Raw genomic sequence first — 16457 nt, forward strand, 5'->3', positions numbered from 1 at the left:
CACCCTCGTCGTAACCCACGTAACCGGGAGGCGCACCGACCAGGCGGGACACCGTGTACCGGTCGTGGAACTCGGACATGTCCAGCTGGATCAGCGCGTCCTCGGAGCCGAACAGGAACTCGGCGAGAGTCCGGCACAACTCCGTCTTACCCACGCCGGACGGGCCGGCGAAGATGAACGAACCGGCTGGCCGCTTCGGATCCTTCAATCCGGCCCGGGTCCGCCGGATCGCCCTCGAGACGGCCCGCACCGGCTCGTCCTGGCCGATGACGCGCTTGTGCAGCTCGTCCTCCATGCGCAGCAGCCGGGTCGTCTCCTCCTCGGTCAGACGGTGGACCGGGATGCCGGTCCAGTTGCCCAGCACCTCGGCGATCTGCTCGTCGTCGATCTCGGACACCACGTCCTGGAAGCCGAGCCGCTCGGGTGGCGTGCTCAGCCGGCGGATCCGCATCCGGGCGCCGGCCTCGTCGATCAGGTCGATCGCCTTGTCCGGCAGGAACCGGTCCGAGATGTACCGGTCGGCCAGCGTCGCGGCCGCAACCAGCGCCGCGTCGGTGAAGGTCACCCGATGGTGGGCCTCATAGCGGGCGCGCAGGCCCTTGAGGATCCCGATGGTGTGCGCCAGCGACGGCTCACCGACCACGATGGGCTGGAAACGCCGCTCCAGCGCCCCGTCCTTCTCCACATACTTGCGCCATTCGTCGCTGGTGGTCGCCCCGACGGTCTGCAACTCGCCGCGGGCCAACATCGGTTTCAGGATCGAGGCGGCGTCGATCGCGCCCTCGGCGGCGCCCGCACCCACCAGATTGTGGATCTCGTCGATGAACAGGATGACGTCGCCGCGCACCCGGATCTCCTTGAGCACCTTCTTCAGCCGCTCCTCGAAGTCACCGCGATAGCGGGAGCCGGCCACCAGCGCGCCGAGATCCAACGTGTACAGCTGCTTGTCCTTCAGCGTCTCGGGCACCTCGCCCTTGACGATGGACTGGGACAGGCCCTCCACCACGGCGGTCTTACCCACACCGGGCTCACCGATCAGCACCGGATTGTTCTTCCGCCGACGGGACAACACCTGCATGACCCGCTCGATCTCGCTCTCCCGGCCGATGACCGGGTCGAGTTTGCCCTCCCGGGCGGCCTGGGTCAGGTTGCGCCCGAACTGGTCCAGAGTCGGCGACGCTGCGGCGACGGACGACGGCCGGTCCTCGTCCGGCTCGCGACCGAACCCGGTGCCGGTCACCGACTGGACGATCTGCCGGCGCACCTGATCACGGTCGGCGCCCAGCCTGGCCAGCACCTGGGCCGCCACACCGTCGCCCTCACGGACCAGCCCGAGCAGGAGGTGCTCGGTGCCGATGTAGTTGTGGCCGAGCTGCAACGCCTCCCGCAGCGACGTCTCCAGCACCTTCTTGGCCCGTGGGGTGAACGGGATGTGCCCGCCCGCCGGCTCCCGGCCCTGGCCGATGACCTCCTCGACCTGTTGCCGCACCGCCTCCAGGGAGACACCGAGACGCTCCAGGACCGTCGCGGCGACGCCCTCGCCCTGACGGGTCAGGCCCAGCAGGAGGTGTTCCGTGCCGATGTGGTCGTGATTGAGCGTCCGCGCCTCTTCCTGCGCGAAGACGACAACCCGACGAGCCCGGTCGGTGAATCTTTCGAACATGACCATCACGCCCTCGACGGGCACCCACGTCACCCGCAAGACGGACGGCACATCAGCGCACCGCAGCGGAACAGAACGCGCTGAGTCGAAGACTCTTGGCCACATCCATGGTCGACGTGGGCAGCCACACGAGGCTCGGGCGGGCGCTCCGCCCATCACGATCCTAGCGGCCCGGCGCGCTTCCTGCCTCCCCTCTTCCAGCGACACTGCCGACAGGTCCGATGTGGACCTCAGCGGGCCGGTGGCCGGGCCGGCTCGGTGGCCCATGCGGCGAGCAACCGCAGCGCGGTCTGCGAGGGTGAGCCTTCCTCCACGGTGTGGACGACCAGTGCCTGGTCCGGGTCGTCGGGCAACCGCAGCGTCTCGTACCCCAGTTCCAGCTCGCCGACGATCGGGTGCCGGTAGGCGTACCCGCCATGGGTTTTGTCTTTGATGTCGTGCGCGTTCCAGGCGGCGCGGAAGTCGGGGCTGGCCGCGCAGAGCTCGTCGACCAGCGTCCGGGTCTTCGGGTCGTCCAGGTGCCTCGCCCCGCCGAACCGCAGGTAGGAGGTGACATCACGGAGTTTGGCGGGCCAGTCGGCGTAGAGGGTGCGCATGCCCTCGTCGAGCACGATCAGCCGGGCCAGGTTGCGCTGGCCGGGGTCGAGGGCGCCGAAGTCGGTGAGCAGGGCGGCGGCGAGATCGTTCCAGGCCAGCACGTCGGTGTCCCGGCCGATGATGTAGGCCGGGACGTCGGGCACCGACGTCAGCAGCCGCAGCAGCCCGGGGCGGACCCGATCGGGCCGGGCCGAACCCGGCTCGGTGTGTGGCCGGGCCAGCCGGTAGAGGTGGTCGCGTTCCAGCGGGTCGAGACGCAGGGCACGGGCGACCGCATCCAGCACGGCCGCGGAGAAGTGCAGGCTTCGGCCCTGCTCGAGGCGGACGTAATGGTCGACGCTGACGCCGGCGAGCCGGGCCAGTTCCTCCCGCCGCAGACCCGGGACCCGGCGCTGGCCGCTGTCGCGGGGCAGACCGAGCTCGTCCGGGCTCAACCGGGCGCGCCGGGACCGCAGGAACTCACCAAGCTCGGTACGCCGTTCCAAGGTCATGTCGCCAGTATTCCGTGTGGGCGAAGGCGCTGCCTGGTCATGTCGTGCCTAGGCAGCGCATGCTCCTGGCTGCACTTCGGCGGCCCGGGCGAGAGTTGCCGGCATGACCGATTCCACTGTGCCCACCCGTCCGCTCGGCACCACGGGGATGGAGTTGTCCGCCACCGGCCTCGGAGCCTGGGTGATGGGCGGCAGCGACTGGGAGTACGCCTGGGGCCCGCAGGATGACGCCGACTCGATCGCCACCATCCACCGGGCTGTCGAGTCCGGAGTGAACTGGATCGACACCGCGGCCGCCTACGGGCTGGGCCACTCCGAGCGGATCGTCGGCCGGGCGGTGGCCGCCCTGCCGGAGAGCGACCGTCCCTATCTGTTCACCAAAGCCGGCCTGGTCTGGGACGACCCGCGGCAGCGCCACACACCGCCGCGCAAGGTGATGACCGCCGCGAGTGTGCGCCGTGAGCTGGAGGGTTCGCTGCTCCGGCTCGGCGTCGACCACATCGATCTCTACCAGGTCCACTGGCCCGGTGACGGCCGGCTGCTGGCCTTCGGCGACGATCCCGGCACCGAGGCGGTCGGCGCCACCCTGCTGGAGGATTACTGGCAGACCATGGCCGATCTGAGGCGGGAGGGCAAGGTCCGGGCGATCGGCCTGTCCAACCACGGCGTCGACGACCTGCGACGGGCGGAGAAGGTGGCGCATGTGGACGCGATCCAGCCGCCCTTCTCGGCGCTGGCCCGGCAGTCGGCCGACGAGCTCGCCTGGGCGGCCGGGCACGGCACCGGGGTCATCGTCTACCAGCCGATGCACTCCGGTCTGCTGACCGGCGCCTTCGACGCGGCGCGGGTGGCGGCGTTGCCGGAGAACGACTGGCGGCGCGGGCATCCCGACTTCACCGCACGCCTGGACGACAACCTGCTGGTGGTCGACGCCCTGCGGCAGGTGGCCGCCCGGCACGGCGTGCCGGTGGCGGCGGCGGCCGTCGCCTGGACGCTGGCCTGGCCCGGGGTGACCGGCGCGATCGTCGGCGCCCGGCGCCCGGCGCAGATCGCCGGATGGCTGCCCGCGGCGGCTCTCACCCTGACCGACGCCGACCTGGACGAGGTGGCGGCCGCGATCGTCACGGCCGGGGCGGGCTCCGGCCCCAGCCGGCCCTGAACACGACGAGCCCGCGGTCGGCGGCGCGAGCACCGGGCTCGGCTCGCCCTGAGGGTGACCGGCCCGCGGTCGGCGGCTGCCGTTCGCGGGCACGGTTACCCCAGCCCGCCGGGCCACGCGGCCGCCGGGCCAGGCACGGCCGCGACGCTGCCGCCGGGCTGGTCCGGGCCGGAAACTCCGGCGAAGCGTTCGCCTCCGAGGACGCGAAGCAGGCGCAGCTGCTCGAAGTTGCGGCTGCCCGGCTGGGCGGTGTAGAGCATCAGGTGCTGGTCCTCCGCCGGGGACAGCAGCTGCTCGCACTCGAGGTCGATCAGCCCGACGCTCGGGTGCCTCAGCCGCAGCCGGCCGGTGCGCCGCACCCCGACCTCGTGCCGCCGCCACAACTCGTCGAACTCGGCGCTGACCTGCCGCAGCCGCCGCACCAGGTCGGACACCATCGGATCATCGCCACGCCGGGCCGCGGCGGCCCGCAGATCGGCGGCGTGCACCCGGCTCCAGTGGTCGCGGTCCTCCGGTGGATACTCCTCGCGGTGGGCGGGGTCGGTGAACCACCGCCAGACGATGTTGCGGTCCTCCTGCCGGGTCGGGCAGACACCTCCGAACAGCGCCTCGGCCAGCGTGTTCTGCTCCAGCAGGTCACCGATGTCGGTGAGGATCTGCGCCGGGGTGTCGACGAGCCGGTCGAGCAGGAACAGCAGACCGGGCCGGACACGGTCGCCTGCCTGCCGCCCGGCGGGTGGGCGGTGACCGGCGAGAAGATACAGATGGTCGCGCTCGTCCTCGGACAACCGCAACGCGCGGGCCAGCGGGGCCAGCACCTGCGTCGACGGCTGTGGGCCCCGTGCCTGTTCGAGGCGCATGTAGTAGTCGGCGGACATCGCGGCGAGCATCGCCACCTCCTCGCGGCGCAGCCCTGGCGTGCGCCGGCGGCCGTCGTCGATCAGGCCCACATCGGAGGGTTGGAGCCGCTCCCTGCTGCGGCGGAGGAAGTCGGCGAGCTCACGGCGATCCATGCCGGCCATCATCCCGCGCGGCAGGAGTCATAGCCATGGATCGCTGATCCTAGGCTGGGCGATCCGATTCTCAGCCCGCCCGAGCACTGCCAGAGTCGAGCCGTCCCCGACATCCACATGAAGGAGCGGCCCGATGTCACGAGTTGTCAGCTTCACCCGGTTCGGCGGAACGGACGTGCTGGAGGTGATCACCGCCGAGCCGGGCGATCCCGGCGAGGGCGAGGTGCTGGTGGAGGTCCGTGCCGCGGGCCTGAACCCGGTCGAGTCCGCCATCCGCGGCGGATTCCTCGAGGCGGTCTATCCGACCACCTTCCCGGCCCGGCAGGGTAAGGACGTGGCCGGTGTGGTCAGGTTCGTCGGGGCCGGGGTCACCGGCTTCGCCGACGGCGACGAGGTGATCGGCCTCACCTCCGTTCCCGGTACGCATGCTGAGCATGTGATCGTGCCGGCGGCCCAGCTCACGGCCCGTCCCGCCGGGGTCCGGTGGGAGGTGGCCGGCGCCCTGCCCACCGCGGGCGCCGCCGCCTACGCCGCGGTCCACGCCGTGGCCCCGGCTTCCGGTGACACCGTCGTGGTGGCGAACGCGGCCGGCGGCGTCGGCTCCCTCGCCACCCAACTGGCCAGGTTCACCGGCGCGACCGTGATCGGCCTGGCCGGGCCGGCACACCACGACTGGCTGCGCGACCACGGCATCGTCCCGGTCGCGTACGGCGACGGTGTCGAGCAACGGATCAAGGATGCCTCCGGCGGTCGGGTCGACGCGTTCATCGACGCGTTCGGCGCGCCCTACGTCGAGGTGGCCCTGTCCCTGGGTGTGCACCCGGAGCGGATCAACACGCTGGCTGATTTCGCGGCCGCCCGGCAGCACGGTGTCCGGGCGCGGGGCAGCAACCACGTGTCCGTTCCCGAGGTGCTCGCCGACTTGGCCGCCAGGCACGCCCGAGGCGACCTGGACGTTCCGGTGGAGGCGGCCTACCCGCTGGACCGGGTCGCCGACGCCTATCGGCATCTGGAGCGCCGTCACACTCTCGGCAAGCTCGTCTTGACCCCGTGAGGGTGAACAGCAGCGACGGGAATGCTCACGGAAGCTGACAAGGATGCCGATTTCGTACCGGTACGGCTCTCTACGCTTGGCGCCCGGTCCAGCGAGAGGAAGAACGCTTAGTGGACACCGTGCTCAGCGAGGTCGGCCGGCAGACCCTGCAGCTGTCCTATCCCGACGAGGTGGACGAGGTGGAGGCCGCGCTGCGCCGGTTCCACGGCAAGGCTCGCCGGAGGCCGAAGCCGCCGGTCGGCATGGGTGTGGAGCTTCTACCGCTGGCGGACTACGTGATTCCGGTGCTGGCCGGCTTGTTCGGGATCGCATCGGGCCGGGTCGCGGAGCGGGCCACCGATGCCCTGACCAACCGCACCAGGGCGTTGCTCGCCGAGTTGCGCGACCGGCCGGGACCGGGAGCCGGGCCGTTGACGCCGGAGCAGGAACGGGAGGTGTTCGAGTCGGTCGTGCTCAGCATGGAGGGGAAGGTCAGCCCGGAGGAGGCGCGGCGGGTCGCGCACGGGGTGATCGGCGCCCTTCGGATGCGCTCGACCGGTCGATGAGCGAAGCGGCGCCGGCCCCGCGTTCGCACGCCCGCGTTCCGTCGCCCACCGGCGGCCAGTATGTGCTGCTCATGACGGTTCTGGTCGCTACCGGCACCTATGCCGGCACCCTCATCTTCTTCGAGTTCTTCGGCGTCACGTGGCTGGCCGGCATCCGTGAGTGTCTCGCCGGCCTGGACCCTCGCCCACGGACCGACACGGAGATCCTCGCTCAGCAGATGCGTTTCGTCGCCTGCACCGCGCCTGTGGAGCGCCCGCGGGCGGTGGCCGCGTTGACCAGTGGGGCGGCGGTTCTGGCTCTCGCGTTCGGTCTGGCCTTGGTGCTTCCCCGGGTCTATCTGCGGCGCCTCGGCGGACTGCGGCCACCGCCGCCCCGGTGGCCGGAGGCGATGGCCCGGATCGCACCCGCCTTCTTCCTCACGGCGCCCCCGCGGGTGTGGCTGGGTCCGGCTGACCTGCTCGAGACGTTCACCATCAAGCGTGGCCGGACACCCGAGGTCATCATGCCGGCGGGGGCACGCCGGAGATCCGACGCCGAGGTCGCCGCGCTCCTCGGGCACGAGGCCGCGCACGTGGCCGCGGGCGATGTCCGGCTGGTCTGGCTGACCCGGGGCATGCGCTGGGCTCTGCCGCTGGTGGCGGTCCTGCCGTTGCCCCAGGTCGTCCTCTGGCTGGTGACCGTTCGCGAGATGTCGCCACTGGACTGGCAGGCGTTGTGGATGTGGATCGAGTACACGGCACGGACCATGATGCTGCTGGTGGCCGCCTGGGTGCTCGCGGCCCGGATCAACAGGGCCCGCGAACACGAGGCGGACGCCCTGACCGCCGCAGCCGGTGGCCGGGCCGGCCTCTCCGCCCTGCTCAGCCGAGCTCCGGACGAGGCGGCGCCGATTCGCGAGCGGATCTCCGCCGCACATCCCTCACACGCCAGGCGCAAGCGTTTCATCGACCGGACGGACGGCGCGGTGCCGTACGGCTGGCCCGATGAGATGGTCGCCGGGGTTCTCGCGACGACCGTCCTGGTGGCCTCCTACCAGGTGACCAACCCCGGATTGGTCGGCACGCCGATCGGCGGCTGGGTCAACATGATCGACGCCGGGCTCGCCGGGTTGCTGATCACAGCCACCTGTGGCCTGTCCTGGTGGCGCCGGGCCCATCGCCAGCCTGTGACGGGGTGGCGCCGCCAGCGGCCGGTTCTCGCCATGCTCGCCGGGGTACCGATCGGCATGCTCACCGGTGTGAGCCAGACGGGCGCTCAAGGCGCCGCGGTCTCGTACATCAGCTGGTGGAGTCTGCTGACCGTGCCGCTCGCGGTCGCGTCCGCCACGGCGATCAGCGTCAATCTGGCTCATCGATGGGCCGGAGACCGGCGACGGCCGGGACTGTTGACACCGATGCTGGTCAACACCGTCCTGTTCGGGCTCGCCTACTGGATGGGCAGCGGCGGATCGATCACCTTCGTCCAGCATGGGCCCGGAAAGTCGCTGCTGATCGCGACCACCGCGCCATGGGCGCCGTTCCTGGCCGCCGCGGTCGCTGCCGGCGCGATTTTCGCCTGGCGGATGCCGCATCGCCGACGGCCGCTGCTGTTCTCGGCGGCGGCCGCGGCCGCCGCCACCACCGCCGTGCGCCTGCTGGCACCGCGGCCCGCGGTCCCGGAGGTGCCGCACGCGGACGGCTGGATCGACCTGTGGTCGGCCGCGGCGGCCGGCCTCGGCGTCGTCCTCGCGGTTCTGGTGCTGGCTCGCGCCGGGGATTTCGCCGCAACCCTGTATGCGTCCTCGATCGCCACCGTCGCCGCCTCGGCGGCGTTCTACCTCCATCGATTCGACGATTTGGCGTTTCCCGTGGGCCGGGCCGTCCACGTGGTGGTGTATCCCCTCGCGGTCCTGGCCACCGGCATCGCCGTCGCCGCTCTGCTCCTGCCATTGCTGCCCACGCGGTCTCGCCGCACCACGACACGGGCATGGCCGTCGGCCGTGCTGGCAGCCGGTTTCGCGGCCGCCATGACCGCTGGGCTGATCCACGTCGCCGGCGCGCTGCACTACTCACCGCTCGTCTTCAGGGGCTGACGTTCACCATGAGGACATCAACGCACTTCACTTTGTTGGGGGTGGTGAGCTTGGCTGAGATCCATGACCGAACTGTCCCGGAGGTCGCTGCTGGCCGGCAGCGGCGCTCTTCTGATGCTGGCCGGCACCCCCGGCTCCGCAGCAGCCACCACCACCGGCGTCGCCACGAGCGCCGCCCCGGTCCGGGCCACCGGAGCCGCCCGGGCCTCGGCGATCAGTCAGGGCACCACCCTGTTCCACGCCGACCTGCACAACCACACCCTCATGTCGGATGGCGACGGCGATCCGGCGAAGGCGTACGAGTCGATGCGCTCCGCCGGGCTGGACGTGGCGGCCCTCACCGACCATGCCACCCTGTGGTCCATCAACGGGCTGTCGCAGTCCGAGTGGACGCGAACGGGGCAGCTCGCCGACGCCGCCGACGATCCCGGGGTCTATACGGCGCTGCGGGGCTTCGAGTGGTCGCATCCGCTGCTCGGGCACGTCAACGTCTGGTACACGGGCGCGTTCACCGACCTGGGTGGCTCGCCCGGGATGGCCCGGCTCTATGACTGGATCAGCAGGACCGGCGGCATCAGCGGGTTCAACCATCCGGGTCGCGAGATCCTGCGGTTCAACGACTTCTCCTACAACGCCGCGCTGCGCGAGCAGATGGTCGGCCTGGAAATGTTCAACCGCGGCGACGACTATCTGTTCGACGGCTGGTCCAGCGGGCAGAGCTCACCGCTGAACGCCTGCCTGAACGCGGGCTGGCGAACCGGGCTGACCGGTGTCACCGACGAACACGGCACCGAGTGGGGCTATCCGGAGGGCAAGGGCCGCACCGGCGTCTGGGCGGTGGAGAACACCCGCAACGGGGTGCTCGCCGCGATGCGTGAGCGCCGGTTCTTCGCGACCCGGGTCAGTGGTCTTCGGGTGGACGCGACGGCTTCGGGCGTACGGATGGGTGGAAGTCTGCCGTTCACCAAGGGCGACGTGCGGTTCGTGGTCGATCTCGATCGCGGCCCGGAGTGGGTGGGTAAGCCGCTGCACCTCCAGGTGTTGCGGCCGGGGACGCGCGCGCCTGAGGTGGCCGATGTCGTCGAGACCGAGGCGGGGCGGGTCACCGAGTTCACCGTGCCGCTGGATGCCGCGGACGGTGGTTGGGTGGTGCTGCGGATCTCCGACCCGTCGCAGGCCAACGGGTCGCCAGGTCCATCCGGGCACCCGTGCAACGACTGGGGAGTCGCCTACACGAGCCCGTGGTGGCTCACCATGTGAATCGGACGGGCGCACGGCCGTGGGCGGGTCACCGCTCACGCACGGTCCCGGACGGGCGCACGGCCGTGGGCGGGCCACCGCTCACGCACGGTCCCGGACGGGCGCACGGCCGTGAGCGGGCCACCGCTCACGCACGGTCCCGGACGGGCGCACGGCCGTGAGCGGGCCACCGCTCACGCACGGTCCCGGTCGGCCGGGCGGGCTCGACACGAGCATCGTGTCCGTCCGGTAGGCCCGCCGGCGCCTACCCGGGGATGTCGAGCACGAGGGTCCGGGATCCCGCCACGACGATCGAAGTCGCCGCCCACGGCGCCTTTCCCATGATCGGCGACTGTGACGGCTGGTCAACCGGACTCAGACGGGATCCGCCACGGCCGCGATCGAGGTCTCCGGTCACGGGGCGAAGCGTTCCAGGGCGCGGTAGGCACAGGCCAGGGCTTCGACGGCACCCGCCTCGATGGCCGCGTCGGCGAGTTTGATGGCGTGCGCGTCGCCGTTGTCGGCGGCGAATGCCATCAGGTCTTCCGGACTCGTGCCGGGGCGCGGTGTCACCGGCCTCGCCCGCTTCGGGGCGTAGGCCGAGGTGACCGCGGCGGTCGCGGCCCATGCGGCGGCGAGGCTCGGCAGGTGCAGCGCGCCCGGCAAGGCGGGCAGGGTGCGCAGCACCGCGGTCGGGGCGGTGGCGGCGTGCACCAGCATGACGGGGTTGGCGTAGCCGTAACCCGCCTGCCGGATGACCGCTGCTTCGATGATGGCGAGGATCCGGTCGTGCACCGTGTTCTCGTCGGTGGCAAGAGGCCGCGCTGCCGACGGAATCTCGCCAGCGGCCGGTGGCTCGGCGTGCACCGGGCCGCGGCCCTGGAGAAACGGCACGTCAGGAGCTCCAGACGGTGCCGGAGAAGGACCGTCGGGGATCCACAGTCCCCGGCCGGTGGGAACGTCGGGCCAGGCCGGGAGGTCGGCGAGTTGGGCCAGCCGGGAGCGGATCCCGAAGCGCTGGTCCGGCACACGCGGGACAGCATCCAGGGCGGAGCGCGGGTCGGTCGTTCGGTACGGGCCCGATCCGGGCAGGGCCATCGGTTGCCAGCGGGCGGCCCAGTACGCCAGCGCCTGTCCCAGTTCGGCGACCCGGCCCGCGGGCGGGTGAAACGCCCCGGCCGGGAAAGCGGCCGCGGGAGGGGACGACAAGCCGGAATCGGAAGCGACCCCCGAGAGGTTCCGAGGGACGGCCGATGAAGCGAGGCCGTTGACAGCTGCGGGGAGCGTCGAGTCCGGCGGGGTGACACCGGCCGCGGGAAATGCCGCATCCAGCGGGGCCACAACGGCAGCCGGAAATGCCGCGTCCAGCCGGGCCACGGCAGCGGGAAGCGCCGAGCCAGGCGGGACCACAACAGCTGCGGGGAGCGCCGAGTCCGGCGGGGTGGCAAGGGCCGGCGGACGTGGCGAGTCCGGTGGGGTGGCAAGGGCCGGCGGACGTGGCGAGTCCGGTGGGGTGAGGAGGGCGCGAACCGCGTGGCCCACCCGGATCACGCCATGGGTGGCGCCCGCGGCGATGCCCGGCAGCAACCGCGGCCACCAGCGGGCCAGCACGTCGGGCCACGGGTCGGTGGCCATCTCGCGTTCGAAGTAGTTCAGCCAGTCGCCGGTGCGGGTGGGATCGCCGAGCGCGTCCCGCCACTCCTCGGCGCGGATCGGGCTGATGCCGCGCGGGCGGGGCTCCAGGTTGTCGCGGTAGTCGTCGAGCCAGCGGTGCACCCGGTCGGCGTGGCCGTGGTGGATCAGAACCTCGGCCGCCATCGGCGCGTGGTTGGACAGCCAGCCGCCGAACTCCGGCCCGGTGTCGCACAGCCGCTCGTAGACCTCGTCGATGGTCGCGTTCGCCATGGTGACGAGCCTGCAACCTGAACCACGGTAGAGGTCAATACCGGCTAATGTGGGCGGGGTGCAGCAGATCAACAGCCGTCTGATGAACTGGGCGAGCCTGCTCGAGGACGAGACTCGGCGGCAGGCGGAGATGGCTTCGCGACTGCCGTTCATCCACCCGCACATCGCGCTGATGCCGGACGCACATCTGGGCAAGGGCGCCACGGTCGGTTCGGTGATCCCGACCCGCGGCGCGATCATTCCGGCCGCGGTCGGCGTGGACATCGGCTGCGGGATGGCCGCCGTCCGTACCCGCTATCACCGGGACGATCTGTCACCGAAGTTGAGCACACTGCGTACCTCGATCGAGCGGGCCGTGCCGCTGTCGGCCGGATCGAACAATCAGAGGTTGACCGATTCGGCGCGCGAGCGGGTGGGGCGGCTGACCGCCGAGGCGGAGAGGGCCGGTTTCGACCCGGGCCGGTACGCGAGGAACTGGGAACTCCAGCTCGGCTCGCTGGGCAGCGGCAACCACTTCATCGAGGTGTGCCGGGACGAGTCCGGGACGGTGTGGCTGTTCCTGCACTCGGGGTCACGGGGTGTCGGCAACAAGATCGCCAGCCATCACATCCGGGTGGCGCAGGAGTTCGTCGCCCGTCGCGGGATCGCCGTGCCCCATCCGGATCTGGCCTACCTCGAGGAGGGCACCGACGAGTTCGGCGCCTACCTGCGGGAGCTGCGGTGGGCGCAGAACTTCGCGCTGGCCAACCGGGACGAGATGATGGACCGGGTGATCGCCTGCTTCGCCGCGTTCGTGGGCGGGCCGGTCGACGAGGTGGAGCGGGTGCAGTGCCACCACAACTACACCGAACAGGAGACCCATTTCGGCGAGACGGTGTGGCTGTCGCGCAAGGGTGCGATCAACGCGGACCGCGGGGTGCCCGGTCTGATCCCGGGGTCGATGGGCGACGCCTCGTACGTGGTGACCGGCAAGGGTGACGCCATGTCGCTGAACTCGTCGCCGCACGGCGCCGGGCGGGCGTATTCGCGGACGAGGGCACGCAGGACCTTCACCCGGGAGCAGCTGCGCGAGGCGATGAAGGGCATCGAGTTCCGGGACACCGACGCGTTCCTCGACGAGATCCCGCAGGCGTACAAGCCGATCGACGTGGTCATGCGGGACGCCGCCGACCTGGTGGAGATCCGCCACACGCTGCGCCAGCTGGTCAACGTGAAAGGCGATTAGAATGCCGGTATGGCCGAGGTCGTCCTGTTCCACCACGCACTGGGGCTGACGCCCGGTGTCACCGCTTTCGCCGACGACCTGCGTGCCGCGGGTCACGTCGTGCACACGCCGGACCTGTTCGAGGGCGAGACGTTCGCGACGCTGCCCGAGGGCGTTCGCAACGCCGAGCGGATCGGGTTCGGTGAGGTGATCGAGCGCGGTGTCCGCGCTGTCCGGGATCTGCCGGCCGAGGTGGTCTACGCCGGTTTCTCGCTCGGCGTGCTGCCCGCGCAGAAGCTGGCGCAGACCCGGCCCGGCGCCCGCGGCGCGCTGCTGTTCTACTCCTGCGTTCCGGCGTCCGAGTTCGGCACGGCGTGGCCCGACGACGTGCCTGTCCAGATCCACGGTATGGACCGGGATCCGATCTTCGCCGACGAGGGTGATCTCGACGCGGCCCGTGACATCGTCGCGCAGAGCAAGTCCGCCGAGCTGTTCCTCTATCCCGGTGACCAGCACTATTTCGCCGATCTGACGTTGCCGTCCTACGACCGCGAGGCCACCGCCCTGCTGCTTCGGCGGGTGCTCGACTTCCTGGGCTGATCGCCGGAAGCCGGCGTCCCACCTGTTGTGGAGCGCTCCCACCGGGCGGCGCCCGGGCGATATGCTGCGGCCGCACGCTGCCGAAAAGGCCGCCCGCTGCCGAAAAGTCTGGAGTGTCTGCCCCATGTCATCGGATGCTGTCGCGATCACCCGTGAGGCGTGGGGTTCCACGCCGGATGGCCCCGTCGAGCGCTTCACCCTGGACAACGGTCGAGGGCTGCGAGTGCGGGTCGTCACCTACGGTGGCATCGTCCAGTCGATCGAGACGCCGGACCGTGATGGCGAGACCGCGAACGTGGCACTGGGTTTCGACACCCTGCAGGGCTACCTGGACAACCCGGGCCCGTATTTCGGCGCGATCATCGGCCGGTTCGGCAACCGGATCGCCGAGGGCCGTTTCACCCTCGACGGCGTCACCTACCAGATCCCGGTCAACGACGGTGTGAACAGCCTGCACGGCGGCACGACCGGCTTCGACAAGGCGATCTGGGCGGCCACCCCGGTGGATGGCGGGATCGCGCTCACCCACGTCAGCCCGGCCGGCGACCAGGGCTTCCCGGGTGAACTGAGCATGACGGTCACGTACACCCTGACCGCGGACGGTGACCTGCGCATCGACTACCTGGCCACCACCGACGCGGCGACCGTGGTGAACTTGACCAACCACAGCTACTTCAACCTGGCCGGCGAGGGTGCGGGGCACGTCTACGACCACGTGCTGCGCATCGACGCCGACGAGTTCACGCCGGTCGGTGCGGGCCTCATCCCGACCGGGAAGATCGCGGAGGTGGCCGGAACGGCGCTGGACTTCCGCGATCCGGCCACGATCGGCGGCCGCATCCGGGCCGGTGAGACTCAGATGCTGTACGGGCGCGGTTACGACCACAACTGGGTGCTGCGCCCGCGCGGCGGCGAGCCGGAGCCGGCCGCCCTCGTGGTGGAGCCGGTCGGCGGCCGCACCCTGACGGTGCTCACCACCGAGCCGGGCATGCAGTTCTACTCCGGCAACTTCCTGGACGGCTCGATCATCGGCGCGAGCGGGCGGCCGTACCGGCAGGGTGACGGGTTCGCGCTGGAGACGCAGCACTTCCCGGACTCGCCGAACCACGCGAACTTCCCGTCGACGGTGCTGCGCCCGGGCCAGGAGTACCGGTCCACCACGATCTACCGCTTCGGCACCGCGTAGCGGCGTGTCCGGTCGGGGGCCGAAACTGCTGTAACGTTCGGCCCTCGACCGGACATGGACGTGACGTGGGTTCTGGGACTGAGCAGGAAGACCGATTCCGGCGCGTCTACGCCGGCAACTTCGAGGCGCTCCTGGCGTACGCGTTGCGGCGCGTCGATCAGCCGGCGGACGCCGCCGACGTGGTCGCCGAGACATTCCTCGTGGCCTGGCGCCGCAGCCGTGAGCTGCCGCCGGACGACGAGATCAAACTCTGGCTGTACGGCGTGGCGCGCCGGGTTCTGGCCAACCATCATCGCGGCGGCGTACGCCGGGAACGCCTCGGCGAGCGCCTGCGCCAGCGCCTGACCGCCATCGTGACCCGTGACCCGGGTAGCGAGGTTCCGCAGCGTCTGGCCGTACAGGATGCGCTGTCTCGCCTTCCCGAGACGGACCGTGAGGTGCTCACCCTGACCGTGTGGGAGGGTTTGCAGCCGCGCGAGATCGCGGAGGTGGTGGGGGCCAGCGCGGCCGCGGTGCGCACGCGGCTGTCGCGGGCCCGGTCGCGGATGCGGGAAATGATCGGTGACGATCTGGGACCGCCCGGACATGTACTCGACGTCCTGACCGCGATCGTCCCGGAGGAGGGCCGATGACCGACAAGCACCTCGACCGCCAGGTTCGAGACGCCGACCCCTACCGTCCTGATCTCGTCGCCCGCCTCGGCGGGGCGGAGCAGCAGCTCCTGGAGGAGATCATGTCCACACCGAAGCTCGATGTCGTCGAGAACCCGGCGCCGCGCCGCGGCCTGCCCCGTCGCCTGGCTGGCGCGGTGGCCGCCGCGGCCGCCGTCACCGCGGTCATCGGCGTCGCCGCCGTGCTGCGCGACCAGCCGGGAGACGGTGGCGCCACCCCCGGCGCCTGGTCCGGGCCGCTGGGCCTGCCGAGTGCCGGCACGGGTGGCGCGGGTGGCGGGTACGAGCTGGACCTGAAGGCCGCGGAGGAACACCCGCGCCTGCTGGTCGGCCAGTCCGGCTGGAAGATCACCACGGTGTACGGGTTCGCCGCCGCCGAGGGCACGATCGAGTTCGTCAACGGAAAACGGTCGATCCAGATGAACTGGTACGCGGCCGACCAGTACGACAGCTACTACAAGGACCGGCTGGAGGTCAGCAAGCCGGAGCCGACCACGGTGGCCGGCACCGAGGCGAGCGTGTTCACCTACGGTGGCGGGGACTGGGCGGCCATGCTGAAACCGGCCGGCAGCACCTTCGTCGAGCTGCGCACCAGCAGCGGCTGGCAGCGGTCCGAGTTCGACGCCCTGCTGGCGAGCGTGAAGCGGGTCGACGCGAAGGCGTTCCTGGCCGCCCTGCCGGCGGAGGTGGTCACCCCGGGCAAGGTCCGCGAGGAGGCCGCCAAGGTGCTCGCCGACATGCCGATTCCGCCGGGCTTCGACGTGTCCGCGGTGAACGTGGACGGCGCGAACTCGCCGTACCATTTCGGGGCCGCCGTGACCGGCCAGGTGACCTGTAGCTGGATCGCCGAGTGGTCGCGGGCCAAGGACGCCGGTGACAAGGAGGCGCTGGGCCGGGCCGCGGCCGCGTTGCAGAGCAGCCACCAGTGGAAGGTTCTCAAGGACATGAACGCCGAGGGTGACTGGCCGGAGGCGATCTGGGACACGGTGGACCAGATGATCAAGAAGAACAAGGCGCCGGAGGGCTACCGGGAGGGCCTCGGCTGCCAGTGACCAGGA

Annotated in this window: 14 protein-coding genes; 10 read left to right on the forward strand and 4 right to left on the reverse strand. The window is 71.1% G+C overall.

The window, feature by feature from the left end; all coding sequences use genetic code 11:
• Together J5X75_RS42455 and J5X75_RS42460 are read right to left on the reverse strand one after the other, a co-directional pair.
• Window positions 1-1663: ATP-dependent Clp protease ATP-binding subunit (locus tag J5X75_RS42455; protein ID WP_208473401.1), on the reverse strand; the 1663-nt coding region annotated here is incomplete at its 3' end.
• A gap of 230 nt (window positions 1664-1893) precedes the next feature.
• The gene (locus tag J5X75_RS42460; protein ID WP_208473402.1) at window positions 1894-2751 is read right to left on the reverse strand and encodes a helix-turn-helix transcriptional regulator; all 858 of its coding nucleotides are present in this window, start codon (window positions 2749-2751) and stop codon (window positions 1894-1896) included.
• A 103-nt stretch (window positions 2752-2854) separates the two neighbouring features.
• Between J5X75_RS42460 and J5X75_RS42465 the strand changes: the two genes are divergently transcribed.
• Window positions 2855-3910, forward strand: a complete 1056-nt coding sequence (locus tag J5X75_RS42465) for an aldo/keto reductase (RefSeq protein WP_238490967.1) — start codon at window positions 2855-2857, stop codon at window positions 3908-3910.
• Window positions 3911-4005: 95 nt separating this feature from the next.
• Here the strand turns inward: J5X75_RS42465 and J5X75_RS42470 are convergent, their stop codons facing one another.
• Window positions 4006-4923, reverse strand: a complete 918-nt coding sequence (locus J5X75_RS42470) for a helix-turn-helix transcriptional regulator (protein ID WP_208473403.1) — start codon at window positions 4921-4923, stop codon at window positions 4006-4008.
• A 133-nt stretch (window positions 4924-5056) separates the two neighbouring features.
• On the opposite strand from J5X75_RS42470, the gene J5X75_RS42475 reads away from it, so the two are divergent.
• From J5X75_RS42475 to J5X75_RS42490, 4 genes are all read left to right on the forward strand, one after another.
• A complete protein-coding gene (locus J5X75_RS42475) occupies window positions 5057-5977 on the forward strand; it encodes an NADP-dependent oxidoreductase (protein WP_208473404.1) in 921 nt (306 codons plus the stop codon).
• A 110-nt stretch (window positions 5978-6087) separates the two neighbouring features.
• Window positions 6088-6522, forward strand: coding sequence for a hypothetical protein (locus J5X75_RS42480; RefSeq protein ID WP_208473405.1), 435 nt, complete (start codon window positions 6088-6090; stop codon window positions 6520-6522).
• 71 nt (window positions 6523-6593) lie between these two features.
• Window positions 6594-8594 (forward strand): M48 family metalloprotease, encoded by a 2001-nt coding sequence (locus J5X75_RS42485; RefSeq protein ID WP_208473406.1) that lies wholly within the window; start codon window positions 6594-6596, stop codon window positions 8592-8594.
• Window positions 8595-8657: 63 nt separating this feature from the next.
• Window positions 8658-9854: a CehA/McbA family metallohydrolase gene (locus J5X75_RS42490; RefSeq protein WP_208473407.1), complete on the forward strand. Its 1197-nt coding sequence runs from the start codon at window positions 8658-8660 to the stop codon at window positions 9852-9854.
• A gap of 393 nt (window positions 9855-10247) precedes the next feature.
• Here the strand turns inward: J5X75_RS42490 and J5X75_RS45230 are convergent, their stop codons facing one another.
• Window positions 10248-11738: a questin oxidase family protein gene (locus J5X75_RS45230; protein WP_238490968.1), complete on the reverse strand. Its 1491-nt coding sequence runs from the start codon at window positions 11736-11738 to the stop codon at window positions 10248-10250.
• Window positions 11739-11796: 58 nt separating this feature from the next.
• On the opposite strand from J5X75_RS45230, the gene J5X75_RS42500 reads away from it, so the two are divergent.
• The 5 genes from J5X75_RS42500 to J5X75_RS42520 all read left to right on the forward strand — a co-directional run bounded on the left by J5X75_RS42500 (window position 11797) and on the right by J5X75_RS42520 (window position 16451).
• Complete coding sequence (locus tag J5X75_RS42500) at window positions 11797-12963, forward strand: RtcB family protein (protein ID WP_307798639.1); 1167 nt, start codon at window positions 11797-11799, stop codon at window positions 12961-12963.
• Window positions 12964-12972: 9 nt separating this feature from the next.
• Window positions 12973-13542, forward strand: coding sequence for a dienelactone hydrolase family protein (locus J5X75_RS42505; protein ID WP_208473408.1), 570 nt, complete (start codon window positions 12973-12975; stop codon window positions 13540-13542).
• A 124-nt stretch (window positions 13543-13666) separates the two neighbouring features.
• Entirely contained in the window at window positions 13667-14728 is a 1062-nt protein-coding gene (locus tag J5X75_RS42510; protein WP_238490969.1) for an aldose epimerase family protein, read from the forward strand.
• Window positions 14729-14793: 65 nt separating this feature from the next.
• Window positions 14794-15360: an RNA polymerase sigma factor gene (locus tag J5X75_RS42515; protein ID WP_208473410.1), complete on the forward strand. Its 567-nt coding sequence runs from the start codon at window positions 14794-14796 to the stop codon at window positions 15358-15360.
• Window positions 15357-16451: a hypothetical protein gene (locus J5X75_RS42520; protein WP_208473411.1), complete on the forward strand. Its 1095-nt coding sequence runs from the start codon at window positions 15357-15359 to the stop codon at window positions 16449-16451. The genes J5X75_RS42515 and J5X75_RS42520 overlap by 4 nt, the downstream gene beginning before the upstream one ends.
• The last annotated feature ends 6 nt before the right edge of the window (window positions 16452-16457 follow it).

The sequence above is a fragment of the Actinoplanes flavus genome (assembly GCF_017592555.1).
GTDB lineage: Bacteria > Actinomycetota > Actinomycetes > Mycobacteriales > Micromonosporaceae > Actinoplanes > Actinoplanes flavus.

Coding starts and splice junctions, on each gene's coding strand:
- J5X75_RS42475 (WP_208473404.1), top strand. CDS start 5,057: ATGTCACGAGTTGTCAGCTTCACCCGGTTCGGCGGAACGGACGTGCTG.
- J5X75_RS45230 (WP_238490968.1), bottom strand. CDS start 11,738: ATGGCGAACGCGACCATCGACGAGGTCTACGAGCGGCTGTGCGACACC.
- J5X75_RS42510 (WP_238490969.1), top strand. CDS start 13,667: ATGTCATCGGATGCTGTCGCGATCACCCGTGAGGCGTGGGGTTCCACG.
- J5X75_RS42490 (WP_208473407.1), top strand. CDS start 8,658: ATGACCGAACTGTCCCGGAGGTCGCTGCTGGCCGGCAGCGGCGCTCTT.
- J5X75_RS42485 (WP_208473406.1), top strand. CDS start 6,594: ATGACGGTTCTGGTCGCTACCGGCACCTATGCCGGCACCCTCATCTTC.
- J5X75_RS42505 (WP_208473408.1), top strand. CDS start 12,973: ATGGCCGAGGTCGTCCTGTTCCACCACGCACTGGGGCTGACGCCCGGT.
- J5X75_RS42470 (WP_208473403.1), bottom strand. CDS start 4,923: ATGGATCGCCGTGAGCTCGCCGACTTCCTCCGCCGCAGCAGGGAGCGG.
- J5X75_RS42465 (WP_238490967.1), top strand. CDS start 2,855: ATGACCGATTCCACTGTGCCCACCCGTCCGCTCGGCACCACGGGGATG.
- J5X75_RS42520 (WP_208473411.1), top strand. CDS start 15,357: ATGACCGACAAGCACCTCGACCGCCAGGTTCGAGACGCCGACCCCTAC.
- J5X75_RS42460 (WP_208473402.1), bottom strand. CDS start 2,751: ATGACCTTGGAACGGCGTACCGAGCTTGGTGAGTTCCTGCGGTCCCGG.